Below are 24262 nucleotides of genomic sequence, written 5' to 3'. Positions count from 1 at the left end.
GGTTAGGGTGAGGTCATGCCGAGACCACGCGCATTCGACGAACGCCAGGTGCTGCAGCGGGCCCGGGAACAGTTCTGGGCGACCGGCTATGCGGGCACCCGCATGGACGACATCGCCCGGGCGACCGGCCTGGGCAAGGGCAGCCTGTACGGCGCGTTCGGCGACAAGTCCCAGCTGTTCCACCGCGTCTTCGACGACTGGTGCACCGCGGTGGTGGAGGTGGCCGAAGGGCGACTGGCGGGCGGCCCGGACGCGGAGGCCTGGGACCGGCTGTCGGCATACGTGCACCTCATGGCGGAGAACACCGCCTCCGACACCGAGCACCGCGGGTGCCTGGTGGCCAAGGGCGCGGCGGAACTGGCCCAGCACGATCCGACGGTCGCCGGACGGTCGGCCGAGACCATGACGGCCCTGCTGACCCTGCTGCAGGCGGAGATCAGCGCCGCCCAACGCCACGGCGACATCGACGCCGCTGCGGACCCGCAGCGACTGGCGGCACTGCTGCTCACGGTGGTTCGCGGTATCGAGGCGGTAGGCAAGGCCGGCCTCGACCCGGAGACGGTGCGCGGCATCGCGGACACGGCCTTGGCGGTCCTGCCCAGACCTGAGGGGCGGCAGCGTCTCGCATCCGGTCGTCGCACTCCGGCCTCCGGGAACTGACCTCGCTGCGCAGCGCGCTCGGCGCGGCTCTACGGCTGGCTGTACTGGCGCTGCGATGCCCCGGACGGCTGCGAAAGGCCCGTGTCTACGCGGTGTGAGACCCGCCTGGCAGGGAACCCCCAGGATGAGGAGGGCCTGCGCGGCCGTCGGCCGGCGAAGCAGTGAGCGCGACTCCGTCTGCGGTCCGCCTCCCAGCGGCCCCGGGGCGGCGCCATCTACCCTCCCCGGAGAGAGTGTCACCCTCATGACCAGCAACACCACGGTCCGCCCCCCGCCCGCACAGGCGTCCGGCAGCGACTTCGCACAGCTGTCCAGGAAGATCGCCGAAGCCGGGCTGATGGAGCGCCGTCCCGGCTACTACGCCCTGCGGATCACGCTCGTGACCGGGCTCTACGTCAGCGGCTGGGCGGCCGTCGCACTCCTCGGCGACAGTTGGTGGACCCTGGCGGTCGCCGCTTTCCTGGCCGTCGTGTTCGGCCAAGTCGCCCTGCTCGCGCACGACGCGGCCCACCGCCAGGTGTTCCGCCGCCGCCGGGCCAGCGAGACCTCCGGACGGCTCGCCGGTGCCGGTATCGGCATGAGCTACGGCTGGTGGCAGGACAAGCACACCCGCCACCACGCCAACCCCAACCACGAGGAACTCGACCCCGACCTCGACCCTGACCTGCTGGTCTGGTCCCCGGACCAGGCTCGGGCCGCCCGCGGGCTCCCCCGTCTGATCGGCCGCTGGCAGGCTTTCCTCTTCTTCCCGCTCCTCACCCTGGAGGGCTTCAACCTCCATGTGTCGAGCGTGAAGGCGCTGGCCAATCGCTCCCTCAAGCACCGAGGCCTCGACGGCGCGCTGCTGTTCGGGCACTTCGCCGTCTATCTGGGCGTCCTGTTCTGGCTGCTGCCGCCCGGGATGGCGTTCGCCTTCCTCGCCGTCCACCAGTGCCTGTTCGGCGTCTACCTCGGCTCCCTCTTCGCGCCCAACCACAAGGGCATGCCGATCCTGAAGGGGGAGGACCGCCCGGACTTCCTGCGCCGCCAGGTGCTCACCTCGCGCAACGTCAACGGCGGCCGGCTCACCGACATCGCCCTCGGCGGGCTGAACCACCAGATCGAGCACCACCTGTTCCCCAGCATGCCCAGCCCCAACCTGCGCAAGGCCCGGGCCATCGTCCGGCGCCACTGCGAGGAACTGGGCGTGGAGTACGCGGAGACCGGGCTGATCACCTCCTACCGGCTCGCCCTCACCAGCCTCCATCAGGCGGGAGCACCGCTCCGGAACGCGCGGATCCCCGCGTAGCCGACAGGCGCAGCGGCTCCGGGCCGGCCCCGCCGGCCTGGTCACGGCCTCCTGGAGCCCGGTCCTCCGACGCAGACGGACCGGGCCACAGGACCGCAGGGCCACAGGGCCACAGGGCCACGGGACCACAGGGCCGCCGGGCGGCCCGGGGCCGGGCCACTGACCGAACGGTGTAGTGCTGTTCGGGCGCCGGTCCGGGCATGCCGCCGGTCCGGCCGTTCACCCCCGCACGTCATGCGCGGCGGTGTACGGCCGGACCGGCGGCCGGAGATGTCAGCCGGTGCTGTGCCGCCGGCTGGAGCGGCGGGGTCCGTCGTCGTGACGGTCACGGTCGCCTGTGGTGTCGCTCGCCGCGGTCCGGCCGTGTGCCTTCCGCGGCGCCGACGGGCCCGGGACAGGCATCCCGGAGCGGCCGTAGTGGAAGGCGGCGGCGCGATCACCGTGCTGGGTGTTGAGGAGGCGGATGAGGAGCGCTCCGAAGGCGATCATCGCAAGGATCGCCACCACGGTCAGGAAGGTCTGCACGGTGCTCACCTCTCCGTCGGGGGATGCGCCGGGGGAGCGGTGACATTCGCGGTCCCGGGACGTGTGGCCGCTTCGCGGGCCTCGTGTCCGCCTTCGGAGTCCCAGGTCGCTTCCTCGGCGTCCCACATCGCTTCCTCGGCCCCGTCCGTCTCGGACACCGGCCGCTCCACGCCCCGGTCCGTCGCGGGCGCCGTGCGCAGACGTGCCGCCTCTGCCATCAGGCGGCTCGCGGTCGACGTGCCGAGGGAGTCGCTCGCGGCGGCCATCAGCCAGGCGGCCGCGGCGGGACTCGTCTGCGGCGGGATCACCAGGAGGTTCCAGCGACCCGCGCGGTACGAGAGCAGCAGCAGCTCGTGCGGGTCCTGTTGGTCGAGGAACCAGCCCACCTTCACCGTGTGACCGGTGACGGGCACCTTGCGCGGCACCACCGGCCAGTGGGTGGGATTCACCGTGACGCGGGTGATCCGCCCCCACAGTGGATCCAACACCGCCGCCAGGGCGGGCAGTTCGGCTCCGAGATCGCGGGAGTGGGGCCACCACGCGCCGTCCAGCAGAGCCGGTGCGGGTCCGGCGGGAGCCAGCGACAGGCGGAGTGTGGACGAGGAGAACGTGCGGTCATCGGCTTCTGCTGTCGGCGGAGGGGAAATGGTCGCAGTCATGACGCGGACCTTGCCCCGGACCGGCCGAAACCGGCCCGGCGTATTCGATCGCCGAAAACGACACGAGCCTGGAAGCCGGTGCGCGGAATATCCTCGGTACGTCGAGCCTACTCCTCGAAAGGGCCGAACGGACCGAACGGACCTGGTGGATCCGACGGATCCGGCAGCCGGTGCGCCAGCGGCCCCTGCGCACCGACGCACCGACGCACGGAAGCGTCCTCCGAGCGCTGTGACAGGAACCGGGAGCGACACCGGCATCGGAACCGACGTGCGAGAGCGGGCGCTGGGGGACCCGACGGCGCCGTCGTCAACGGCTTCGCGGCGCAGGCCGGTTGGGTCGACACCGCCCCGTCCCCGGCCGCGCGAGCGTGACCCGCTCCTTGCGATGCCGCGCTCGCGGTCCTCGTGTCGGCTGTGCGGGCGGGTGTCTCGCAGGGGACCATCGGGGGGTCGAAGCGTCGGCTTCTTGGACGCCGACGCGGCCGCGGCCTTCGAGGGGAGGCCGCCATGACGGAGGACGGCGTGGTGGAGGACGTGGTGCCCGGTGGGCAAGGGCCGGGGCAAGGGCAAGGGCAGGGGCGGTCACGGCACGCTGCTGGGCCGGAGTTCTGGCGGCAGGTCGTCGAGCAGCTCAGTACGGCCCTGATGGTGGTGGACCCGGCCGGACGGGTCCTCGCCGTCAACCCGGCCGCCGAACGGCTGTTGGGCCGGGACGCGGCGTCGGTGCGCGGGCAGGACGCGCACGAGCTGCTGCACCGGGAGGCGGACGGCGGCACGCTGCTGCGGGAGCAGTGCCCGCTGCTGCGGGCGCTGGCCGAGGGAGTTCCCTCGCGGGGGGAGGGCGACCGGTACCGGCGCGGTGACGGCCGTCTGATCTCGATCTCCTGGTCCGTTTCCCCCCTCACGGAGGGCGGCGCCGTCCAGGGCATGGCCCTGCTGTTCGGCGATGTCACGGGTGAGCGCAGCGCACGCCGGGCACGCGCGGCCTACACGAGCGCTCTGGAGGACCTCAACGAGCGGCTGACGCTGGTCGCGGAAATCACCGACGTACTGGGCCAGACCCTGGAGACCGACGAGGCCCTGGCCCGGCTGTGCCGCCTGCTGGTGCCCCGCCTCGCCGACTGGGCTGCGGTGGACCTGCGGACCGGTTCGGGGGAGGTCCACCGGGTGGCCGTGACCGGACCCGTGGGCCGGGACGCCGGGCTGGAGGGCGGACGTGAACGCCTTCCCGAGCCCGGGGAGGCCGACCGCTCTCCTCTCGTCCGGGTGCTGCACGGAGGCGATCCCGTGCTGCAGAACGAGCGGGACGAGCGGGATGAGCGGGACGAGCAGGACGAGGCGGAGACGGCGGCGGCCCCCGGCTCTCCCCTGGCCGTCCACCACCGCGACTTCCTGCGCACGGTACGCGCGACGTCCGCCCTCACGGTGCCGCTGGGTGCTCGGCAGCAGATCACCGGTGCCCTGACGCTGGTACGTACGGACCCGGCTCACCCGTTCGACGCCGAGAACCTGGAAGTGGTGAGCGACATCGGCCGCCGGGTCGGCCTGGTCATCGACAACGCGCGCCGCTTTGGTCGCCAGCGCGCCGTCGCCGAGGCCATGCAGCGCAACCTGCTGGCTCCGCTGCCGCAGCCAGGCCGCCTGCGGCTGGCCGCCCGCTACCAGCCCGCCCCGGCGGGCTCCCAGGTGGGGGGCGACTGGTACGACGCCTTCGAACGGAAGGACGGCACGCTCGCGCTGGTCATCGGCGACGTCGTGGGCCACGACCTGACCGCGGCGGCCGGGATGGCCCAGCTGCACGGCATCCTGCGCTCGCTGGCCTGGGACCACAGCGGCCGGCCCGGCGCCGTCGTCGACCGCCTCGACGATGCCATGCCCGCCATCACCACCGTCCCCATGGCCACCCTCGTCCTCGCCCTGCTGGAAGGCAGCCCGCACACGGGTCCGTGGACGCTGCGGTGGACCAGCGCGGGGCATCCGCCGCCGCTGCTGCTGACCCGGGACGGGCAGGCGCGGTACCTCGAAGCGGGGCAGGGACTCCTCCTCGGTGTCCCTCCGGGCACCGGCGGCGGCAGCCGGCCGACCGCCACCGAACCCCTGCCGCCGGGTTCCACCCTGATCCTCTACACCGACGGCCTGATCGAGATCCCCGGCAGCGACCTGGACACCGGCCTCGCCCGCCTGCGCCGCCACGCCCTGGCCCTCGCCGACGCCCCGCTGGACACGCTGTGCGACCACCTGCTCGCCCGGATGCCGCCGGGCAGCACCGACGACGTGGCTCTGCTCGCCCTGCGCCTGCCGACGCCGTGACAGCCGTCAGGTGACCGACGGGCGACGGACGCTCAGCCTTCGAGGAGCAGGACGCGCGACGGGCGGCGCGCGCACGAGGACGCCGCAGGCGCGTCGGCTTCGACGCACCGCCACCCCCAGGACCGCAGCGCCTCGGTGGTCCTGCCGTCGGAGCGGCTCACCAGCATGACGCCGAGCGCGGCACCGTGGTCGGTGAGCAGCCGCCTCTGCAGGCGCCGGGCGAGGTTCCAGGGACGGCTCTGGTTCTCTCTGCGCACGCGGGGCGGAACGAGTATCACGGAGATGGCGAAGAGGCGTCCGGAGGCGGCGGTGCGGAGCACATCCCCGGGGAGGAACCCGTCCAAGCCTTCCCACCAGGGTCCGTCGCCGCGTACGGGGAAACCGTAGGCGCATCCGGTCAGCTCCGTGGACTCCGCGATCACCAGCTCGAACCCCGGTCGCCGCAGGTCCGCGGCGAGTCGTCGCAGGAAGGCGCTGCGGGCCTGGTTCCACGCCCAGGGGCCGCCGCCCGAGGTCTGCGCGTAGAGGTCGCCCAGCTCCTCCATCCGGTCCTCGGTCTGACCCCGGGTCAGCTCACGGACGCGTTCGCCCGCGCGCGGCGACGAGCCCCGCTCCGGCCGCGGCCGACGCGGTTTCCCCGTGCGAGGCCGGTCCGGTAGGGCAGGGTTCGCGGGAAGCCCGGCGGTGGCCGGCGGAGCCGGCGCGTTCACGGTCATGGGACCAGCCCTGCCCCGGGCGCGGGCGGACCCGGCCCGGTGTCGTCGGTCGCCGAGGGCGGCATCCGGTGTCGGAGCCGGTGCGCGAGGAGCTCCCGGTGCCTCCACCGTACTCCCGGTCGCGCAGGCCGTGAGGTGGACGGCGTGGGCGGACGGACTCCGCAGCGGGGAGCGGGTGGAGGGCGGGGCCTGTGCTGCCGTCGACCGTGGCCGCTCGGGCGACGGAGTACCGTGGACGTACTGGGGGCTCGTCGCACACCGGTTTCCGCGCCGGTCTCGTCCTCGGCGCCACACACGCACCGGAAGGCCCGCGGCACAGCGAGGTCTTCCGAGACAGGTCGGCACGATGCCCTCGGTCCCCGAGCCCGTCACCGTTCCCCCGCAGCGCCCCCCGGCGCAGGTGTCCTCCTCTCCCTCCCGTTCGTCCCGGCCCTCCCGCCTCCGCCCGGGGGGACGGACCGGCGCCACGCGGGCGCTTCCTGCCGCCGCCCCGCGTCCGGACCCCGACCCGCGCAGGACCGTGCAGTGCTTCTTCACCATCGGCGCCGTCGCCCCCTGGCCCGGCGAGCCTGTGCGCCCGGCCCACTGACCTGCGGACACGACTGCGCCGACATGTCGTTCCCCTTCCCCGACCGGCTCGGCGGCCCGACCGCCCGGCCCGGACCACCCCGCACCGGCCCGAAGGACTCTTCGTGACCACCACAGCATCACCGCCCCCCAGCCCCGGCCTGCGTCTGCGGCTCGCCCCCGACAGTCCGCTGCCGCGCCGCCTCGACGGGGTGTGGTGGCCCCGCTCCTACGACCTGCTGACGGAGGTGCCGCAGCTGCTCGCCGGGCTGCCGCCCGCCTGGGGGCACATCGTCGGCGTCACGGTGAACGGGGCGGCCTGGTCGGCGGCACCGGGCCGGATGATCGTGTGCGACACGGTCGTGCACCTGCGCAAGGCGGCCGCACGGCATGCCCCCGACTCCGTCGTCCTGCTCACCCCGGGCCAGGGGCGCTGGGACCTTCTGGTCGTGCCGCCCGACACTCCCGAAGAGGATGCCGAGCCACTCATGACCACGGCGCTGGGTGCCCGCACCTGAAGGTGGGCGCCCAGGCGGCGGTGGCGGGGCTCCGCGTCAGGGTGAGCCGCTGCCGGATCCGGTGTCGATGAGGATCTGCCGCGCCCCGGTGAGGTTGCCGGTGCGGACCGCCTGGGCCATGGCGCCGTGCGCCGCCTCCGGTGTGGCGTTCGGCGGCACCACCAGCAACGACAGGATGTCCTCGTCCGCCCTGGTGATCAGGACGGTGTCGTCACCGACCGCGAACGAGTCGATGTGCACCACACGGTCGTCGACGACGATCCTCGTCGGCAGCCCTTCCCAGGCTCCGACGTCCAGCCCCACCCGGGCGACGGGACCGAGATGTTCGGTGAGGGCCTTGACCAGGGCGGGCAGCTCGGCACCGATGTCCCGGGACCGCGGCCACCACGCGCCGTCGAGGATTCCCTCGCGCGACTCGGTCGTCTCCAGCCGGAGCAGTGCGCTGCCCGGCCGCATGCCGGGGAGACCGGCACCCGGGGCAGGGCGCGTTCCAGGGGGTGTGTCGGAGTCGACCATGATGAGCCGCCCGTCTTCGAGGTTCGCTCTGCCGGGGGGGGATCGGGGGATCCGAAGGTGCCCTCACCACGTTACTCCGCGTGGCGGGCGGCACCGCGCCCGAAGGATTCCGGCGGGTGGACCTCCGCATCGGGCCGGCGCACGTTGACACGGATCATGCCCGGACGTTGACTGGCAGCAGGGCTCGGGGCCGTGAAGGAGGGCTGGGGCCGGCCGGGTGTCCGGCAGCCCGAACAGGCCGCCGAGAAGACCGAGGGCGTCTTCGGGCGGCGACGCCCGATACAACGGGAACGGTGCATACGACGATGTACGACCAGACACGCGCCCAGCAACCGGCGGACCGGCATCCCGGCGCCTCGGGACGCCGTACCGAGGGACCGGCGCCGCTGCTCCCGTCCGACGAACGGGACAGGATCGCCCAGCGCCTCGGACATGCCGTCAACCACTTCGCGGACACCCCTGGCGAGGCCCTCGCGGAGGCCGAGAGCGCCTTCGACGAAGCCACCGCGGCACTGGCCGCCGCCCTGGAGGAACGGCGGCGCGACCTGCGTGCGGCCTGGGAGGACCAGGATCCCGAGGCCCATGCTGCCGAACTCCGGGTCGCCCTGCGGGAGTACCGCGAGATCACGGGGCGGCTGCTGCGCCTGTGAGGGGCGCGCCGCCGCCGCTCGTGCGATCCACGGCGGCGGCCGTCCAGGGCTCCGCGCACGCCGATCCCTCCGCTCGGGTGCGTGAGCGGGGATTCGTGTGCCCTGCATCGAACAGCGCGTCGGCACGCGAGGATTCGATACCAGGCGATGCGGTCCCGACGGGCTCACCCGTTTCCGGTTGGCGATCACGGGCCCGGGGCATCACGAGGGGGCAGGCCCGGCCGGACAGGAACTTCCGCGGCCGGACGAGCGGTCACGGCCATGGTGGCCGGGCGACCCAGGAGGGGAAGTGATCCGCCATGCGTACGCATCGGCGTACCCATCGGCGTTCCGCACGAGTCGAGTACCACCTGCCGGACGAGGCCCAGTCAGCGCGCAGAGCACGGAGGTTGACGACACAGTTCCTGGCCCGGCCGGCCCACCGAGCGGAGGGACTCGACGCCGACCAGATCGGCGACGCGGCCCTCATCGTCTCGGAGCTGGTCACCAACGCCACGCGGCACGGGGGCAGTTGCCGCCTGTGTCTGCACGTGTCCGACACCCAGGTGACCGTCGAGGTCTACGACGGCAGCCCCGGGCACCCCGACGTACGGCCGCTGACGCCGTGGAGCGAGAGCGGGCGGGGCCTCGCCATGGTGCGGTCCCTGGCCCAGCGCTTCGACATCGCCCGGGTCGCCGGAGGCGGCAACCGAGTGCGCGCGGTGCTGGCCCTGTGACCGGCCCGGGCATCGCGTGGGGAAGCGAGGCGCTGCGGTAGGTCGACGTATGGATGGATTCCCGCGGTTGAGGGCAGTCGACCCTCACTCCCCATCGGTCACGGCTGCAAGGACCGTGGCGTGTCGGCGGGGACGATGTCACGTGACGCGGGGCGCGGGCGGGCTCCAGCGGCGGGCGCGGGGCACGTTCACGGTGACGCCGTAGTCGTGCTTGAGCTGTTCGGGAATGGCGTAGTGCATGACGCGTCCGCGGGTGAGAGAGGACAGTTCCAGGACGGTGGTGAGGTGGCCGAGGCGGTCCAGCGTCCAGGCGCCCAGCGGCGAACGGTCCTCGATGGTCTCCAGGATGCCGAGCAGGTGGGGGACTGCCTTGACCACCGTGTCCCAGGGCGTGCGCGGGACTTGGAGCCAGTCGGCACAGGTGTCGCCGATCAGGTGGCGGATCAGTGCGGAGACGATCGGGTCGAAGAACGTGCCCGGGACGACGTCCTCGTACAGGTCGATCAGCTGCCGGGTCAGATGCGCGCCCTCCGCGGACGGCCCCATGTGCCGGATCATGTACCGGTCCAGGAACTCGCGTGCCTCGTCGAGGGTCTTGGGGACGGTGTCCTGGTCGACGCCGAGCATCGCACCGACGACTCGCCAGGCGTAGAAGTAGGCCTCGGCGCCCTCGGTGGACATGTGGATGCCGAGGCGGTGCAGGGAGTCCAGGACGAGCAGGGAGAAGAACATCTGCCCGCCGATCATGTCCTCCTGGCAGATCGGCACGCCCTGCGTCGTGGTGTCCCAGCGGTCCGCGCGCTTGAGGTGGTGGCGGATGGAGGCGTGCAGCAGGCGGACCTTCTGGGCGGCCGGGATGAAGCGGCTGCCGGCTTCGAAGGCGTCGGGCTGCATGAGGTAGACGGTGAACTGGCCGGTCTCCGCCATGCGCTTGGCGGGGTACTTCAGCCCGTGGGTGGCCGACAGCAGCCGGGCCACGTGCGGGACCACGTAGCAGGCCGGCATGGAGGCGAACGACAACGCGGTGGAGATGTGCACGTTGTTGTCGATGAAGAACAGGCGGGCCTTTTCCATCTCCGCCCAATCCACCCAGGCCGGCGGGGCGCTGGTGGCGCGGAGGTACTCAAGGGCGACGTCGGGCAGTCCGTCGGGGAGAGGAGCGCCCGCGGTGGACACGTAGCGCATGAGGGTGTTGAACGTGCCGACCTCGCCGCGCTCGAACAGGGTGGCGACGGTGGCGTCGGCGAGCTCGTCGCCTGCCTGGCGCAGGGCGTCCATCGATGCCTCGCGATAGCTCATGGGGCTCCTTGGTCGTGCGGGGCGGCCGTAGGTCGTCGGGGATGTGCGGCAGCGGGGCGCGGCGGTGATCCGGCCGTGGTGCGAGGACGTCAGTGGTGGCGGACAGCCGCGGACCGAGCGAGGGCGGTCAGGGCCGCGGTGGCATGCCCGGGCAGGTCGAGGTCGTGGAGGCAGCGTGTGGCCTCCTCGACCCGCGCGGTGATCATCTCCTCGATGCGGTCCGGTGCCTTCAGCCGTCGCATCAGCGCGCGTACCGCCTCCAGGCCGTCTCCGTCCAGATCGCGTCGGCCCAGAAGGGCACGCAACCGCTCACGCTCCTCGTCTCCGGCGATACGCCATGTCTCCGCCAGCAGGGCGGTGGGCCGATGTCCGCGCACATCGTCGAGGTTCGCCTTGCCGGTGCGCTGCGGGTCCCCGAACAGGCCCAGGAGGTCGTCCCGGAGCTGGAACGCCTCGCCCAGCCGCACCCCGTACGCGGAATACCCTTCCAGCAGCCGCTCACCGGCGCCGGCCAGCGTGCCGCCGATCAACAAGGGCTGTTCGACGGTGTACTTGGCGGTCTTGTACCGGATGACCTTCAGCGACGCGGCGGTGTCCGGCACAGCTCCGGTGTGCAGGATCTCCAGGCACTCACCGGCGATCAGCTCTCGGGCCAGTGCCGCCCACAGCGGGCGGGCCCGGCCGAGGTAGGCGGCGGGCAGGCCGCTGGAGACGAACAGCTGACCGGCCAGCGACATCAGCAGATCGCCCACCAGCATCGCCAGGGAACGGGCGGCGTTCGCCGCGCGCGGGCGCCGCCGCAGTGCGCTGCGCAGGGCGACGTGCGCGGTGGGGCGGCCGTGGCGCAGCGCACTGTCGTCGATGAGGTCGTCGTGCACGACGGCGGCGGTATGCACCAGTTCCATGGAAGCAGCCGCCCGCACCAGCGCGTCACTGTCGGGCTGCCCGGCCGCACGCCAGCCCCAGTAGCAGAACGCCGCCCGCAGCCGCTTGCCGTCCGCGACCGCCTGCTCCAACTGCCGGGCGACGGGGTCCAGAGCCGGATCGACCGCCGCGAACCGGTCGGCCTCGTGGGCGACGAAGTCGCACAGCACCTCGTCCACGCGGGCCTTGAACGCAAGCGGATCCCAGCGCTCAGACACTGTCACCGGCCTGTCGGGCCATGACATGCCGGGCCAGCACCTCCAGGTGGGCCGGTGGCGCGGTCGCGTACTGGTCGAGCACCAGACGACCGCGAGCGATCAGATCCTGCTCGGCCTCGGCCGCCAGCGCGGCCGTGTCCGAGCGGCGCAACAGCCCTCGCACCGTGCCGAGCACCGACCCCACGGTGCTCACCGCCAGACCGGCCAGACCCGCCACCAGCAGCACCGCGTGCTGTTCCGGATGTCCAGGGCGTTCCGCTCCCCGAGTCATGCCAATCCCCCTCCACCCAGGAATGTGACGGCGCCGGTCCCGCGCCGCGTCTTCCAGCGTCCGGTGACCCAGGGGGGAGAGGGGGGAGAACTCACCAACGAGCGATCACACCGTATGGATGTACGGCCGACGTCGGGCCTGACTCCGCGCGGATGCGGTGCAGCATCTCACCAGTTGGACTTCGGTGCTCCGCTGCCCTCAGCAGCAGGTCGTGCAGCACCGCGGCGACGGCGACGGCATCGTCGACGCCGAGTACGGCAAGGCCTTCGCTGCGGCCATCCCGGCGGCCCGGTTCACCCTTCTCCCGCACAGCGGCCACCTGCCGCAGATCGAAACACCCGGAGCCTTGCTGGGCGCCCTCCTCACCAACTGACCCACTGCGACAGGGCGTCCGCTGTCGCCTCGGTGGGCATCCGCCGGGCTTGATCGGCACGGCGGGGGAGTTCCTCGTGGAAGACGAGGTGAAGAGGCTCGGACGCCGGCTTCCCTCAACGGTCCGATCGGCTCGTACGCCTGTATCAAGGGTGAATCGGGGACGATGCGCGAACCCGCGGAGGGCGGGCGCTGTCACTCTGCTGCTGAAGATCGCAGACGGCGCGGCGCCGGGGGAGGCCCGCAGCACCGGGTCTGCTCGGGGGCGTGGAGGAAGTGGGCGTGACAGTGCAGGAGTCCGCGACCGGCAGGGTGCCTCATCCCGCATCCGGCGGGCCGGGCGCGGCAGTCGGGGAGCCGCGGCAGGTGCCGCGGCATGTGGCGTGCGTGATGGACGGCAACGGCAGATGGGCGCAGCAGCGGTCGCTGCCGCGGACTCTCGGGCACCGCGCGGCCGAGACGACGGTGATCGACGTCATCGAGGCGGCGCGTGCGGCCGGGGTGGGCTGGCTGAGCCTGTTCGCGTTCTCCACCGAGAACTGGCGACGCCCCGACACCGAGATCGCCTTCCTGATGCACCTGGTGCGGCAAGTGGTGCGCAAGCACGCGCCGCTGCTGCACGCACGCGGCATCCGCTGCCGTTTCCTCGGGATGACCGATCCCCGTATCCCGCCCGAACTGGGCCGCGACATCGCTGACTTGAGGACGCTGACCGCGCGGAACCGGGGCATGACGCTCACCGTCGCGTTCGACCACGGCGGGCGCCGCGACATCGTGGAGGCCGCCCGCTCGCTGATGCGCAGCGGCGTGCCGGCCGAGGACGTGACCGAGGAGGTGTTCGCGGCCCATCTGCCCATGCCCGACACCCCGGACGTGGACCTGGTCATCCGCACCTCCGGCGAGCAGCGCATCTCCAACTTCATGCTCTGGCAGGTCGCCTACGCCGAATGGCTCTTTCCGCCGGTGCTGTGGCCCGACTTCCGCGCACCCGACTTCCTCCAGTGCCTGCACGCCTACCGGCAACGCGAGCGCCGCTTCGGCGCCGTGCCCACGAACAAGAACGGAGCCACCTCACCGTGACCACCGCCAACAGCCACGACCCCGCCGTCGGCGGCATGGGCTCCGCACCCGACGACAGCGGCGACGACGGCACCTCGTACGCGCCCCTGTTCGGCCCCGGCTCACAGTTCCACGCCTTCTTCAACGATCCGCGCTGGGCGCTGGCCATGGTCCGGGCGACCGTCCTGGAGGCCGCGCACCCGCAGATCGGCGCCGCCCTGATCGACAACTCCACCTTCGTCGCACACCCTTGGCGGCGGCTGAAGAACACCTTCCTCAGCATGCAGCGCATGTTCGGCGCCGACGAACAGGTGCGGCTGCGGGAGGCGGCACGGCTCAACCGCCTGCACGCCCGGCTGCAAGGAACCGGCGCCGGCGACCGGCCCTACGACGCGTTGGACCCCGCGGTGCGCGCGTGGGTGGTGGCCACCCTGTTCGAGAGCGCCGTCACCATGTGCCGGCTCAGCGGCCAGCCCTTCGAGCAGCAGGCCATGGAACAGCTGTATACCGAATTCCGGGCGTTCCTGGCCGCCATGGGCGACGAGGCCGGACACCTGCCGGAGGCTCTCGCCGACTTCTGGCCCTACTTCGACCAGGTGGTCGAGCGCGAGCTGGAGAACACCGAGGCCATGCGGATCATCCTGTTCAAGCTCTTCGACCACCTGCCCGCCCCGCCGGTGTTCAGTGGGTTCCCCACACTGTGGGCCACCGGCCGGGCCCTGGCCGGACCGGTCATCGGAGCGATCACCGTGGCCTCGCTGCCGGAACCCTTCCGCCGAAAGGCCGGGCTCCCCGAAGTCGCCGGCGCCCAGAGCGTGATGCAGGGCGCCTACCTCGCCGCCGGGCTGGCCCGGTTCCTGCCCGACGGCTGGATCCAGTCCGCCGGGATCGTCAACCTGCTCGCCACCTCCCCGCACAGCGACGACCCTCGCGCCCGCACCATCACCGCCCTCGGTGATCAGATGAAGCGCGCCGGCGCCCTCCTCAGGCTCCTGGCACCTCTGCCCACCCAGCCGCAACCGGACCCTGCGGGGGGCGCCGAGGCCCGGCGCAGCGCGCAGGAGTTCTTCGCCGAAGTCCTGGACCAGACCGGCGACGGCTACCTGGACTGGCCCGACCTGGCGGCCATGGCGCGCGAGATCGCCGGCCGTCTCGACCTGGACGAGCCCGAGGAGACCCGGCTCTACGACGCCTACGCCGCCTGGTGGCGCGAACTACAGGCAGCCCTGGATGCCGACGGCGACGGTCGCGTCAGCATCGACGAGTACGCCGCCGCGGTCCCCGCTCTGGCCGGCCCCGCCCTGATCAGGGTCGCCGAGGTCCTGTTCGACGTCACCGACAGGGACGGCAACCAGCACATCGACGCCGCCGAACACCGGGCCCTGTTCCAGACCGCCTTCCACCGCGACACCACCCACAGCGGTGGCACCTACACCCGCAGCGCGTTCATCAACGAGTTCCTGTCCTTCATGTCCGGACGCCTCCGCACCACCCCGTACGACCCCCTGCTCGCCCAGGCGTGAGCACCGCAGCCCCGACGCGCGGCAGAAGTGTCGCCCACCTGCCCCGGCCGTCTGTCGGCGTCACTGCCGGCCTGGCCCGTCCGGTGGGGCGTCAGTGACCGGTGCCGGCCTTGACCGTCTTGACCGCCTTGGTGGCGAAGTAGCCGGGGAGCCAGCCGGCGGTGGCCTCCGAGTGGTGCGGTGCCTCGGTGAAGCCGGTGATGGCGAAGCCCGCCGCGATCTGCCCGCCGAGCTGTTCGCTGAGGCTGTGGCTGTACTCCACCGGCGCGTCGGGGCCCCACAGCCGTTCCCGCTCGGCGGGCTCCAGGTGGGTGAGGTCGCTGTAGGGCAGGCGGTGGCGCACCACCAGCTCGCCGCGCGTCTCCAGGGACTCGGCGTCGAAGAGGTAGAGGTCGGGATTGAGGAAGCCGGACAGCAGCGTCCCGCCGGGGCGCAGCACGCGGTGGCACTCGCGCCAGACCGGCGCCAGTTCCGGGATGAACAGGTTGGAGACCGGGTGGACGATCAGGTCGAACGAGGCGTCCGGGAACGCGCTCAGATCGCGCGCGTCGCCGAGCACCGTGCGCAGGTCGAGCCCTTCCCGCGCCGCGACCGTCTCGTCCTGCTCCAACTGCCGGGGCGAGTTGTCGAACACGGTCACGCGGGCGCCCGCCGCGGCCAGCACCGGACCCTGCTGGCCGCCGCCGGAGGCGAGACAGAGCACGTCGAGACCGGCGATCTGCGGCGGGAACCAGGACGGGTCGACCGGCTCGTACCCGATCAGGACGATGGACCACTGGCCGGCCCGTGCCTTCGCGATCACCTCGGGACCGACGGGCCGTGACCACTCGTTGCCCTTCTCCACCTGACGGTCCCACGCGAGGCGATTGTGCGCGACGGGGTCGAAGGGAGTCCGGCTCATACGCCGTACCCTAGCGGCTCGGCTCGAAAGGCTGTACGCCATGGGGCCCTTCCCCTCGGCAGGAGACAACGGCGGCCGAGGCCGCAAGCGCTCAGCGCCGGAGCCGTGTGCGCAAGCGGGTGCGTCTTCTTATTGGCGTTATGGCGTCTATGCCTGGTTCGGCAGGGGCACTTACGGTGGCGGTCGAGGGCGTGCGGTTGGCGAGCGGGCGACCGCGGGACGCTCGGCAGGAGGGCTCATGGTTGTCCCGACCCGCAACGCCCCGGTGGCGCCGGGGGCGCTTCCGGTGATCGGCCACGCGTGGCCGTTGATGCGGCGTCCGCTGCAGTTCGCACGACAGCTGTCCGACCAGGGTGAGTTGGTCGAGGTGCGGCTGGGTGGGGTGCGGGCGCTCGTGCCCTGCAGGCCGGAGTTGTTGTGGCGGGTGCTGACCGATGACCGGGTCTTCGACAAGGGCGGCCCGTTCTTCGATCGGGTGCGTGCCACGATCGGCAACGGCGTGGGGAGTTGCGGGTTCGCCGAACACCGCCGCCAGCGTCGGTTGATCCAGCCGTCCTTCCACCCCGCGCGACTGGCCGGGTACGCGGCGGTGATGGAGCAGGAAGCCGCCGCGCTGACGGGCAACTGGCGCGCGGGCCGGATCGTCGACGCCTATCAGGAACTGTTCGGCGCAGCTCTGCGTACGGTGTTGCGCACGCTGTTCGCCGCCCGGGACGCAGACGCAGTGGTGGACCGCTTCCGCGATCCGGTGGAGACGGTGCTCCATCAGCTCACCTTCCGGATGTTCGTCCCACCCTCCCTGCAGCACCTGCCGCTGCCGGTCAATCGCCGCTTCGACCGTGCCGTGGGTGAACTGCGCCGAGGCATCGCCGACCTCGTCACCGAGCTCCGACGCGGCGGCACCGACCGCGGCGACCTGGTATCAGCCCTGATCGCCGCGCGGGACGGCGAAGACGGAGCACAGGACGGGCTGAACGACGACGAGATCCACGACCAGGTGCTGACCCTCGTCGTCGCCGGGGCCGACAGCGTGGCCGCGGCCGTCTCGTGGGCCCTCCACCTGCTGCACGACCATCCGGACGTCCGTGACCAACTGGAAGACGAGGTGGACACCGTGCTCGCCGGCCGCGTTGCCGGTGCCGATGACCTCCCCGGTCTGCCCTGCACGGCCCGCGTGATCACCGAGGCATTGCGCCTGTATCCCCCGGGCTGGCTGTTCACACGAGTGACCACCGGCGATACCGAGCTGGCAGGACACCACCTGCCCGCCGGCACCACCGTGGCCTTCTGCGCCCCGGCGGTGCACCGCAACCCCTCCGTGTACCGGCGCCCGGAGGTCTTCGATCCCGACCGGTGGCTGCCGGAACGTGCCCGTGGCTTGCCGCGGGGAGCTTTCGCGGCCTTCGGTGGCGGCGCGCGCAAGTGCGCCGGGGAAGCGTACGGCCTGACCGAGAGCACCCTGCTGCTGTCCACGATCATCGCCCGGTGCCGGTTACGTCTCGCGCCCGGCAGCGACGTCCGCCCGGTGGCACTGTCCACGGCCTTGCGTCCCCGCCGCCTCCTGATGGAGGTCACCACCCGACGGGGCCGCGCCACGTGATCCGCCCGGCACCGCGGGGATCCCCGACCGGGCAACCGATGCAGTGCCGCCGATGCGCCTGGCGCGACAGGAGGACACCCGTGCCGGACTACGAGACCGTGTCGGTGGACATCCCCTCCCGCTACTGTCCGCTGCCCACCCTCCGCCATCCCGAAGAGGGCGTCATGGCACGGCGCACCGCGGAGTGGATCGACAGCTTCGGCCTCCCACTGACCGCGCAGCAACGCGTGCGTCTACGGGGTAACGACTGCCCCGGCTTCTACGGGCGCATCATGCCCCGGGCACCGTCCGATCGTCTGCAACTCGCGGTCGACTGGTGCACGTTGATGTTCCACTTCGACGATGTGCACTGCGACGAAGGCCCGACCGGTGGCCGCGCGGCCCGGTTCGCGCACCTCGCCACCAAGATCGTGCGGATCCTGGAGGTGCCGCAGGCGTACGTGGACGGCCCTGAGGACGACCCCGTGCTGGCACCGGTAGGGGACCTGGCGCGCCGAGCGCACCGGTGGGCCACCCCCACTCAGTTGCGCCGCTGTGCCGAGGCCCATCGAGCCTGGTTTCTGGCCGTGCTGTGGGAACTGGGCCATCGCGCCGCGCGGAGCACCCCGACTCTCAACGACTACGCCCACATGCGGCAGCACACGGCGGCAGGTGCCGCCACGCTGTGCTGGGCGGAGATCATCGAGGGCAGGGAAATCCCCGAGCGGGAGTTGTCCTCGCCCCCGGTGCGAGCCCTGACCGAACTGGCCTTCACCACCGCGGCGTTCGACGACGACCTCTTCTCCTACGGCAAGGAACTGTGGCTCGAGCATGCCGGGGGCAGCACTCCATCGGGGCTCAGTCTGGTGGACGTGCTCAGCCGGGAACACGACTGCGGCCGAGCGGAGGCCATGGAACGGGCAGTGGAGCTGTGCAATCGGCTCACTCACCGTTTCATGAGCTTGCACCACCAGATCCTGCCCGGCGCGAGCACGCCGCTGCGTGACCATCTCGCTCACCTCGCCCACCTCCTCCCCGGCAACCTCGACTGGGGTCTGACCGCCGACCGCTACCGCAACCCCGACGGTCTCCACCCCGACGCCGTCACGACCACCGCCACCCGCACCTGCTCCCCGCCGGCCGATACCTCACCGCCCCCGATCCCCTCCATCGCCTGGTGGTGGGATCCGTTGGACTGGTGACGACTCTCACGAGCTCAGACGCTTCACCGAGCATGCTCGTGAGTGAGAAGCGGCGTCGGATGCCGGGGTGGTCAAGGGGACGGGAGTGTCCGCCGGGCCTCGGCGGCGGCGGTGTCGGTGGCGAGGGCCACCCTTTTCACGTCGCTGTCGGCATCGGCCTTTCGCACGGCTGCCGCCAGCTTGCGGGACTGGTCGAGGTGTTCCAGCATCGCGGACCGCAGCAGACGGTCGAAGCGTGGCCCGCGGGCCGTCTCCAGCGCGTGCAGTTCACGGGCGTTGACCATGCCGGGCATGTCGTGGCCTTCATGCGGGTTGTCGTCCGGCAGGCCTTCTTCGGCCAGCAGGGCGCGCAGGGTGGCCAGCCGTTCCCGGTGTCGCTCCGCCGTTCCCGCCGCCCATGTCTTGAGGTGTCCGTTGCCGCTGCGCTCCGCGGCCAGTTCGAGGATGTGCCGGGCCTGGTCGTCCATCGCGATCGTCAGCTGGATCCAGCCGACGTCCGTGGCATTCAGACCACCGGTTGAGGCAGTGCCGTCCCCTCCGAGCGGCCCGGAGGGAGAAGGCGGCTCGCTGACGACCCTGGACGCCGCCACCGGGCCGGACGGTTGCTCAGCGGCGGTACACCCCGACACGGCAAGCGCACACAGCACAACGGCGATGAAGGTCTTCCTCGTTCCGCCGCGAAAGTCCGTCATCGCCGCTCCTCGGCTCGCTCGCCGTGTCGGGGTGGTGGTGGGGCAGGTGGAACGTCAGGACGGATTGCCGTCCGCTCCGCACTTGACGATGGCGTTGATGCAGTTGGTGACCCGGCGGGCCAGTTCGTTCTCCGGCCAGGCGTTGAAGAAGTCACCGTGCATCGTGTAACCGGGCCCGGAAGCCAGCCGTAGCCCTTGGGTGCTCCCCGACACCGGGTAGCGCAGGACCTGGCGGAGTTTCGGCACCGGCACCGGATGGCTGGAGGGGCAGGCGCCGTTGACCGGGTAGGACATGTGGCTCTTGTGGTCGGCGGAGTCCAGGTTCCTGCCGTCCCAGCACTGGGGGAAGTCCAGGTAGGACTCCAGCATCGATCCGGCCGGGCAGGTCACGAAGTCCTTGGAGGGATTGACCTCGCCGTGGTGCAGGCAGGACCAACGGGCGATCGACGTGGGGTCGTTCACGCCGCTGGACTTGGCGTTGCCGGCCACGATGCGCAAGCCCTGGGGGAACGGGCGGATGCGCTGGATGACGTCGTCGCGCACGCCCTCGCCCAGGTAGTAGAAGGTGGTCCCCGTGGGTTCCACGGGCTGGTCGTTGCGGTACAGCGTGGGCACCCAGTACGACGAGGTGTCCACCGCGGGAGCGCATGTGGAGGACGAGCCGAGCAGGTCGGTGACGTCGGTGTGCGCGTTGGTCACCCGGCTGCCGAAGAAGCTGTGCATGTGGGAGGCCCCGGGCAGGCCGGGGAAGACGATCGGGTCGTCGGGGAGCCGGTGACTGTAGGGGCACTCGGCGAGGAACTCCGCCACGCGCACCACCTGAGCGGCTTGTGGCGCGGCGTCGAGTTGGGCGGAATCCCGTTGCGTGCGGGGTGAGTTGGCGCCGCTGTACAGGGTGGCGAGTAACAGCCCGAGGGCCGCGAGAGCAGTCGACCAGGCGCGTCGTCTGCGCGTTCGGCCCGAGGGCGGGCGGGGGGAAGCGTGCAGCACAGCACTCCTCCTAGGGAAGTGGTGGGGGCTGTCCTTCGGAACCGGTTCCGGAACCGGTTCCGAGCTTGGCGAGAGTGAACGGCACTGTCATGGCGGCGTCAATACTTCTCGTAAGGATCGGTACATTCGGACGGGCGTCGGCCTTCAACGGATGACGTCACGGCGGGAGTTCGCCTGCTGCTCCGGGGGCCGCGACCCGGCGGCGGGCGCGAGGCTCGGCAGAGGCCGCGGTGCCGGGGCTCGCGCTCCAGGCATCTCGTGCTCTGGGCATAGGGTGTCCGGGTGCTGGGGGCAGCCGCCGGCTGCTGTCCACAGTCGCCGTCGAGCGGCGTACCGCCGTCGAACGGTGAACCGTCGGCGGCCGAGTGGGTGTCGTCCGGACGCCATCAGCGGGGGAGGGAGGAACATGCGGGTCACCATCGCGGACGTGGCGCGGATCGCGGGCGTGAGCAAGACGACCGTGTCACGCGTGCTCAACACACGGGGCGACGTGGACCAGGCCACGCGGGCTCATGTCCGGGAGGTCATCGAACGACTGGGGTACGTACCCAGCTCGGGGGCGGTGGGCCTTGCCCGGGGCAGCAGCCGCACCGTCGGGATGCTTGTGCCCTCACTGACGTGGCCGTGGATGGGGGAGGTCCTTCAGGGAGTCGTCGACACCGTGGAGCAGGCGGGGTTCGGGCTGCTGCTGTTCACCTGCAACCGGGGCGCCGACTCGGTCGAACGGTTCGCCAGCCAGGTCTCCGCCCGTGCCTTCGACGGTCTGCTCGCCGTGGAACCCGAGGACACCTTGGCCATGCTGACAGCCCTGCACCGCAAGGGGCTCCCCGTCGTGCTGATCGACGATCGCGGTCGGCACCCCACATTCCCGCACGTCACCGCCGCGAACCGCGACGGGGGCGCCGCGGCCGCGCGCCATCTGCTGTCCCTGGAGCGGCACAGGCCGCTCGTCCTCACCGGGCCGCTGCGCTTCGGGTGCGTACGCGACCGGCTCGACGGCTTCGGCGAGGTCTACGCCGAGGCCGGCCACCCGCTGGACGCCGCACGCGTGGTGGAGGGCGACTTCACCGAGGCCGACGGGCGGGCCACCGTCGACCGACTGCTGCGAGAGGGAGAGACGTTCGACGCGGTCTTCGCCCACAACGACCTCGCGGCCATCGGTGCGCTGGCCGCCCTGCGCGCGGCTGGCCTGCACGTGCCCGACGACGTAGCCGTGGTCGGCTTCGACGACATCCCGATGGCCGCGCTGACCCACCCGACCCTCACCACGGTCCACCAGCCCATGCGCATGATGGGGGAGACCGCGGCACGGATGCTCCTCGCACGGCTGACGGGGGAGGAGCAGCCGGATACGTCCGCGGTACTGCCGACCTCCATGGTCGTGCGACAGTCCACCGTCGGCGTCTGACGGATGTGCGCTCCACCCTCTCGCCTCGACTCATCGCCACACACCGATGATCAACGGTGGCCCCACGGTCTCCGTAGCGCGTCGGGGTCGCGCAGCGTCCGCCTGCCGTCCCGTGTCAGGAGGACATGTGCAACGAGGCGAAGTCTGGTGGGTCGAGTTCGACGAGCGGCGGCTGGTCGTCCTGCTGTCGGGAGACGACGCGTCCGGGATCCGGGTGATGCAGGTCGTCGCTCCGGCGGGCGTCGACATCGGCGGTCTGGGCGTCGAAGTGGTAGTAGGAGCCGCGGAAGGACTGCCCTTGGAAGGCGTGCTGCGGTTCGCGTTCCCGCGCCCTGGCTTCACCCCTTGCACGTGGCTGACCACCGTGTCCCGGGACGATCTGATCGAGCGGGCGGGCGTCCTGTCCTCAGCGAAGCTCGGCGAGATCGAGGAGGCCCTCCGACTCGGGGAACAGCAGAAGGAGTGGACCCCGGCGACGACCGCGAAGCTCAGCGAGATGAGGGACGCCCTGCGCCTCGGCGGTCTCGCGTAGGCCGAGCAGGAACGGACGCCCCCACGGCGTGGCCGATCCCGCCAAGACGATCGACGTCGGCCGGCCAGTCGGCAGTCGGGTACAGCCGGACCAGGGGCAGTGGCAGTAGCGGTGAGATGCGGGCCGTCGGTCCCGTCCCCGCCTACGACGCGGAGCGTCTCACCGATCTCAGGCGCACGTCCGACGCCTCCTTCGTCTCCGGGAGCAGCCCTCACTGGCAGTGAGCGAGGGCGGGACGACCGATCAGAAAAGTCCCGGCTGCCGGAAAATCGTCGGTCGTTGGCTGGTCCACACCACCTCACGGCGACCGAGATCGGTGTACCTGACAAATAGCCCGTGGAGTTCCGGACCGGCCCCGACGGGAGCACGGACGCTGGTGGTGTCGGGCGAGCTGACCAGCCCGCCCGACGAGCAGCTCACGAAACGGGAGCATGAACCGAGTGACGGGAGCATGAACCGAGTGAACAGCACCTTAGCCAACGCCCACCCGGCTCCGGCCACCCCCCAGAGCACGGCGCCGCGTCGCCACACCGACGCCATCCCCACCGTGACGCCCGAGGACGCGCGCTACCCCGACATGATCAGGGGTCACGGCAACAACCGGCACGTGGCTTCTCCCGAGGCGATCCGCCTGCCCTCCACCACCGAGCAGGTCGTCGAGATCGTCCGGGAGGCGGTCCGCGACAACAAGCGCATCGCGATCCGCAGCGGCGGCCACTGCTTCGAGAACCTCGTCTTCAACGACGAGACGGAGATCATCGTCGACCTGCGGCTGATGGACCACGTCGGCTTCGACGACGACCGAGGCGCCTTCGTGGTGGAGCCCGGCGCCACGCTCCTGAAGATCTACGAGACGCTGCACATCGGCTGGGGCGTCACCCTCCCGGGCGGCGGCTGCTACGCCACGGGCGCCGGCGGCCACTTCTCCGGCGGCGGATACGGCATCCTCTCGCGCAAGCACGGCATCCTCAGCGACCACCTCTACGCCGTCGAGGTCGTCACCGTCGACGAGCGGGGCGAGGTGCGCGCCGTCGTCGCCACTCGCGACCCGGAGGACCCGAACCACGACCTGGCCTGGGCCGTCGCCGGCGGAGGAGGCGGCAACTTCGGTGTGGTCACGCGCTTCTGGATGCGCAGCCGCGGCGCCGAGGGCAGCCCGGGCGACCTGCTGCCGAAGGCGCCGGCCACCGTCTTCTCCATCTTCGCGGCCTGGTCGTGGGAGGACATCACCGAAGAGGCCTTCGCGACCTTCATGGCCCGGTACGCCGACTGGTCCAGGACCCACGGCAGCCTCGACTCGCCCTACATCGACATGGGTCACTGGATCTTCCTGCAGCACGCCGACTCGGGCACCTTCAACTTCGTCGCGCAGATCGACTCGACCGTCCCGGGCGCCCGCAAGCTGGTGGACGACTTCATCGCGTTCGTGTCCGACGCGCTGGGCGTGCGGCCGCGCGGCGTCGACATCACGGAGCAGCCGTTCCTCAAGGCCACCGCGCGGACCATGACCGCCGGCGAGACCATCACCAGCCCCAGTCTGCGCACCTCGCACAAGTCGACCTACATGAAGGACGCCTTCCCCGAGCACCAGGTGCGGACGATCTACCGGTACCTGACGAAGACGGTCAACCCCAACCCGTACAGCTTCCTGGTCATCAACTCCGTCCGCGGACAGATCAGCGCCCTGGACGACCACGCCACCGCCGCGACCCACCGGGACGCCCTCTGGCTGGTCTACTTCGAGTCGTACTGGCACAGGGCCGAGGACGACGAGCGGAACGTCACCTGGCTGCGGTCCTTCTACCAGGATCTGTACGCCGACACGGGCGGCGTCCCGGTGCTCAACGACGTCACCGACGGCTGTTACATCAACTACCCGGACAACGACCTGAGCGACCCCACGTTCAACCGGTCCGGGGTGTCCTGTCACGAGCTGTACTACAAGGACAATTACCCGCGGCTGCAGCGCATCAAGGCGAAGTGGGATCCGCGGAACTTCTTCCGCCACCCGCAGTCGATCGAGCTGCCGGACAGCTGAGCGGCACAGCACGGGCCGGGCGGGGCGTCACGCCCGCCCGGCCCATGGCTGCGCCGCCCGGCCCCTGCTCCGACCAAACCGACCCCCAGAAGCCGGGCGTTCAGCGTGCCTCGCCCTTCTGGCTGTGGC

General features: G+C 71.6%; 24 protein-coding genes. 14 read left to right on the top strand and 10 right to left on the bottom strand.

Annotated elements, in window-relative coordinates; all coding sequences use genetic code 11:
- Window positions 1-15 precede the first annotated feature (15 nt).
- Both ACIGAN_RS04095 and ACIGAN_RS04090 read left to right on the top strand, forming a co-directional pair.
- Window positions 16-660, top strand: coding sequence for a TetR/AcrR family transcriptional regulator (locus ACIGAN_RS04095; RefSeq protein WP_399854723.1), 645 nt, complete (start codon window positions 16-18; stop codon window positions 658-660).
- Between the two features lie 244 nt (window positions 661-904).
- The gene (locus tag ACIGAN_RS04090; RefSeq protein ID WP_365740565.1) at window positions 905-1948 is read left to right on the top strand and encodes a fatty acid desaturase family protein; all 1044 of its coding nucleotides are present in this window, start codon (window positions 905-907) and stop codon (window positions 1946-1948) included.
- A gap of 273 nt (window positions 1949-2221) precedes the next feature.
- On the opposite strand, the gene ACIGAN_RS04085 is transcribed toward ACIGAN_RS04090, so the two are convergent.
- Complete coding sequence (locus ACIGAN_RS04085) at window positions 2222-2482, bottom strand: hypothetical protein (protein WP_399854721.1); 261 nt, start codon at window positions 2480-2482, stop codon at window positions 2222-2224.
- Window positions 2479-3132, bottom strand: a complete 654-nt coding sequence (locus ACIGAN_RS04080; RefSeq protein ID WP_399854720.1) for a DUF5994 family protein — start codon at window positions 3130-3132, stop codon at window positions 2479-2481. The genes ACIGAN_RS04085 and ACIGAN_RS04080 overlap by 4 nt, the downstream gene beginning before the upstream one ends.
- A 507-nt stretch (window positions 3133-3639) precedes the next feature.
- Here ACIGAN_RS04080 and ACIGAN_RS04075 point away from each other — a divergent pair.
- Entirely contained in the window at window positions 3640-5442 is a 1803-nt protein-coding gene (locus ACIGAN_RS04075; protein ID WP_399854719.1) for a SpoIIE family protein phosphatase, read from the top strand.
- A 32-nt stretch (window positions 5443-5474) separates the two neighbouring features.
- Here the strand turns inward: ACIGAN_RS04075 and ACIGAN_RS04070 are convergent, their stop codons facing one another.
- The gene (locus ACIGAN_RS04070; protein ID WP_365740561.1) at window positions 5475-5987 is read right to left on the bottom strand and encodes a hypothetical protein; all 513 of its coding nucleotides are present in this window, start codon (window positions 5985-5987) and stop codon (window positions 5475-5477) included.
- An 863-nt stretch (window positions 5988-6850) separates the two neighbouring features.
- On the opposite strand from ACIGAN_RS04070, the gene ACIGAN_RS04065 reads away from it, so the two are divergent.
- The gene (locus tag ACIGAN_RS04065; RefSeq protein ID WP_399854718.1) at window positions 6851-7243 is read left to right on the top strand and encodes a DUF5994 family protein; all 393 of its coding nucleotides are present in this window, start codon (window positions 6851-6853) and stop codon (window positions 7241-7243) included.
- Window positions 7244-7279: 36 nt separating this feature from the next.
- Here ACIGAN_RS04065 and ACIGAN_RS04060 read toward each other — a convergent pair whose 3' ends face one another.
- Window positions 7280-7759, bottom strand: a complete 480-nt coding sequence (locus ACIGAN_RS04060) for a DUF5994 family protein (protein WP_399854717.1) — start codon at window positions 7757-7759, stop codon at window positions 7280-7282.
- Window positions 7760-8064: 305 nt separating this feature from the next.
- Here ACIGAN_RS04060 and ACIGAN_RS04055 point away from each other — a divergent pair, with 305 nt between their 5' ends.
- Window positions 8065-8409 (top strand): hypothetical protein, encoded by a 345-nt coding sequence (locus ACIGAN_RS04055; RefSeq protein WP_399855324.1) that lies wholly within the window; start codon window positions 8065-8067, stop codon window positions 8407-8409.
- 299 nt (window positions 8410-8708) lie between these two features.
- Window positions 8709-9125 carry an ATP-binding protein gene (locus tag ACIGAN_RS04050; protein WP_365098440.1) on the top strand — a complete coding sequence of 139 codons (417 nt, stop codon included), beginning with the start codon at window positions 8709-8711 and terminating at the stop codon, window positions 9123-9125.
- Window positions 9126-9263: 138 nt separating this feature from the next.
- On the opposite strand, the gene ACIGAN_RS04045 is transcribed toward ACIGAN_RS04050, so the two are convergent.
- From ACIGAN_RS04045 to ACIGAN_RS04035, 3 genes are all read right to left on the bottom strand, one after another.
- Window positions 9264-10424, bottom strand: a complete 1161-nt coding sequence (locus tag ACIGAN_RS04045) for an oxygenase MpaB family protein (protein ID WP_399854716.1) — start codon at window positions 10422-10424, stop codon at window positions 9264-9266.
- 89 nt (window positions 10425-10513) lie between these two features.
- Window positions 10514-11593 carry a polyprenyl synthetase family protein gene (locus ACIGAN_RS04040; protein ID WP_399854714.1) on the bottom strand — a complete coding sequence of 360 codons (1080 nt, stop codon included), beginning with the start codon at window positions 11591-11593 and terminating at the stop codon, window positions 10514-10516.
- Window positions 11559-11837 carry a polyprenyl synthetase gene (locus ACIGAN_RS04035; protein WP_365098445.1) on the bottom strand — a complete coding sequence of 93 codons (279 nt, stop codon included), beginning with the start codon at window positions 11835-11837 and terminating at the stop codon, window positions 11559-11561. Before ACIGAN_RS04035 ends, ACIGAN_RS04040 begins: the two co-directional genes overlap by 35 nt.
- Window positions 11838-12021: 184 nt before the next feature.
- Between ACIGAN_RS04035 and ACIGAN_RS04030 the strand changes: the two genes are divergently transcribed.
- The 3 genes from ACIGAN_RS04030 to ACIGAN_RS04020 all read left to right on the top strand — a co-directional run bounded on the left by ACIGAN_RS04030 (window position 12022) and on the right by ACIGAN_RS04020 (window position 14791).
- Window positions 12022-12210 carry a hypothetical protein gene (locus ACIGAN_RS04030; protein WP_399854712.1) on the top strand — a complete coding sequence of 63 codons (189 nt, stop codon included), beginning with the start codon at window positions 12022-12024 and terminating at the stop codon, window positions 12208-12210.
- Window positions 12211-12521: 311 nt separating this feature from the next.
- On the top strand, window positions 12522-13289 hold the full coding sequence (gene uppS / locus ACIGAN_RS04025; RefSeq protein WP_399855322.1) for a polyprenyl diphosphate synthase: 768 nt from the start codon (window positions 12522-12524) through the stop codon (window positions 13287-13289).
- 35 nt (window positions 13290-13324) lie between these two features.
- A complete protein-coding gene (locus ACIGAN_RS04020) occupies window positions 13325-14791 on the top strand; it encodes an oxygenase MpaB family protein (RefSeq protein WP_399855320.1) in 1467 nt (488 codons plus the stop codon).
- 91 nt (window positions 14792-14882) lie between these two features.
- Here the strand turns inward: ACIGAN_RS04020 and ACIGAN_RS04015 are convergent, their stop codons facing one another.
- Window positions 14883-15692 (bottom strand): class I SAM-dependent methyltransferase, encoded by an 810-nt coding sequence (locus tag ACIGAN_RS04015; RefSeq protein ID WP_399854710.1) that lies wholly within the window; start codon window positions 15690-15692, stop codon window positions 14883-14885.
- A 238-nt stretch (window positions 15693-15930) separates the two neighbouring features.
- Between ACIGAN_RS04015 and ACIGAN_RS04010 the strand changes: the two genes are divergently transcribed.
- Together ACIGAN_RS04010 and ACIGAN_RS04005 are read left to right on the top strand one after the other, a co-directional pair.
- Window positions 15931-17292: a cytochrome P450 gene (locus ACIGAN_RS04010; protein ID WP_399854709.1), complete on the top strand. Its 1362-nt coding sequence runs from the start codon at window positions 15931-15933 to the stop codon at window positions 17290-17292.
- Between the two features lie 80 nt (window positions 17293-17372).
- Window positions 17373-18473, top strand: a complete 1101-nt coding sequence (locus tag ACIGAN_RS04005) for a terpene synthase family protein (RefSeq protein ID WP_399854708.1) — start codon at window positions 17373-17375, stop codon at window positions 18471-18473.
- A gap of 71 nt (window positions 18474-18544) precedes the next feature.
- Here ACIGAN_RS04005 and ACIGAN_RS04000 read toward each other — a convergent pair whose 3' ends face one another.
- Window positions 18545-19165: a DUF305 domain-containing protein gene (locus ACIGAN_RS04000; RefSeq protein WP_399854706.1), complete on the bottom strand. Its 621-nt coding sequence runs from the start codon at window positions 19163-19165 to the stop codon at window positions 18545-18547.
- A gap of 54 nt (window positions 19166-19219) precedes the next feature.
- Window positions 19220-20155 (bottom strand): DUF1996 domain-containing protein, encoded by a 936-nt coding sequence (locus ACIGAN_RS03995; RefSeq protein ID WP_399854705.1) that lies wholly within the window; start codon window positions 20153-20155, stop codon window positions 19220-19222.
- 406 nt (window positions 20156-20561) lie between these two features.
- Here ACIGAN_RS03995 and ACIGAN_RS03990 point away from each other — a divergent pair, with 406 nt between their 5' ends.
- The 3 genes from ACIGAN_RS03990 to ACIGAN_RS03980 all read left to right on the top strand — a co-directional run bounded on the left by ACIGAN_RS03990 (window position 20562) and on the right by ACIGAN_RS03980 (window position 24133).
- Window positions 20562-21563: a LacI family DNA-binding transcriptional regulator gene (locus ACIGAN_RS03990; RefSeq protein WP_399854703.1), complete on the top strand. Its 1002-nt coding sequence runs from the start codon at window positions 20562-20564 to the stop codon at window positions 21561-21563.
- Between the two features lie 127 nt (window positions 21564-21690).
- Window positions 21691-22095, top strand: a complete 405-nt coding sequence (locus tag ACIGAN_RS03985; protein WP_365740550.1) for a type II toxin-antitoxin system PemK/MazF family toxin — start codon at window positions 21691-21693, stop codon at window positions 22093-22095.
- Window positions 22096-22546: 451 nt separating this feature from the next.
- Window positions 22547-24133 carry an FAD-binding oxidoreductase gene (locus tag ACIGAN_RS03980; RefSeq protein ID WP_399854701.1) on the top strand — a complete coding sequence of 529 codons (1587 nt, stop codon included), beginning with the start codon at window positions 22547-22549 and terminating at the stop codon, window positions 24131-24133.
- Window positions 24134-24262 lie beyond the last annotated feature (129 nt).

It is taken from the genome of Streptomyces sp. NPDC085931 (assembly GCF_044540565.1).
Classification (GTDB): domain Bacteria; phylum Actinomycetota; class Actinomycetes; order Streptomycetales; family Streptomycetaceae; genus Streptomyces.
This window is presented reverse-complemented; position numbering and strand designations above follow the sequence as displayed.

Bases quoted from the DNA above. Each gene is read 5' to 3' on its own strand.
- ACIGAN_RS04095 (WP_399854723.1), top strand. From the start codon at position 16: ATGCCGAGACCACGCGCATTCGACGAACGCCAGGTGCTGCAGCGGGCC.
- ACIGAN_RS04090 (WP_365740565.1), top strand. From the start codon at position 905: ATGACCAGCAACACCACGGTCCGCCCCCCGCCCGCACAGGCGTCCGGC.
- ACIGAN_RS04080 (WP_399854720.1), bottom strand. From the start codon at position 3,132: ATGACTGCGACCATTTCCCCTCCGCCGACAGCAGAAGCCGATGACCGC.
- ACIGAN_RS04075 (WP_399854719.1), top strand. From the start codon at position 3,640: ATGACGGAGGACGGCGTGGTGGAGGACGTGGTGCCCGGTGGGCAAGGG.
- ACIGAN_RS04070 (WP_365740561.1), bottom strand. From the start codon at position 5,987: ATGGAGGAGCTGGGCGACCTCTACGCGCAGACCTCGGGCGGCGGCCCC.
- ACIGAN_RS04060 (WP_399854717.1), bottom strand. From the start codon at position 7,759: ATGGTCGACTCCGACACACCCCCTGGAACGCGCCCTGCCCCGGGTGCC.
- ACIGAN_RS04055 (WP_399855324.1), top strand. From the start codon at position 8,065: ATGTACGACCAGACACGCGCCCAGCAACCGGCGGACCGGCATCCCGGC.
- ACIGAN_RS04050 (WP_365098440.1), top strand. From the start codon at position 8,709: ATGCGTACGCATCGGCGTACCCATCGGCGTTCCGCACGAGTCGAGTAC.
- ACIGAN_RS04045 (WP_399854716.1), bottom strand. From the start codon at position 10,424: ATGAGCTATCGCGAGGCATCGATGGACGCCCTGCGCCAGGCAGGCGAC.
- ACIGAN_RS04040 (WP_399854714.1), bottom strand. From the start codon at position 11,593: ATGTCATGGCCCGACAGGCCGGTGACAGTGTCTGAGCGCTGGGATCCG.
- ACIGAN_RS04035 (WP_365098445.1), bottom strand. From the start codon at position 11,837: ATGACTCGGGGAGCGGAACGCCCTGGACATCCGGAACAGCACGCGGTG.
- ACIGAN_RS04020 (WP_399855320.1), top strand. From the start codon at position 13,325: ATGGGCTCCGCACCCGACGACAGCGGCGACGACGGCACCTCGTACGCG.
- ACIGAN_RS04015 (WP_399854710.1), bottom strand. From the start codon at position 15,692: ATGAGCCGGACTCCCTTCGACCCCGTCGCGCACAATCGCCTCGCGTGG.
- ACIGAN_RS04010 (WP_399854709.1), top strand. From the start codon at position 15,931: ATGGTTGTCCCGACCCGCAACGCCCCGGTGGCGCCGGGGGCGCTTCCG.
- ACIGAN_RS04000 (WP_399854706.1), bottom strand. From the start codon at position 19,165: ATGACGGACTTTCGCGGCGGAACGAGGAAGACCTTCATCGCCGTTGTG.
- ACIGAN_RS03990 (WP_399854703.1), top strand. From the start codon at position 20,562: ATGCGGGTCACCATCGCGGACGTGGCGCGGATCGCGGGCGTGAGCAAG.
- ACIGAN_RS03980 (WP_399854701.1), top strand. From the start codon at position 22,547: ATGAACCGAGTGAACAGCACCTTAGCCAACGCCCACCCGGCTCCGGCC.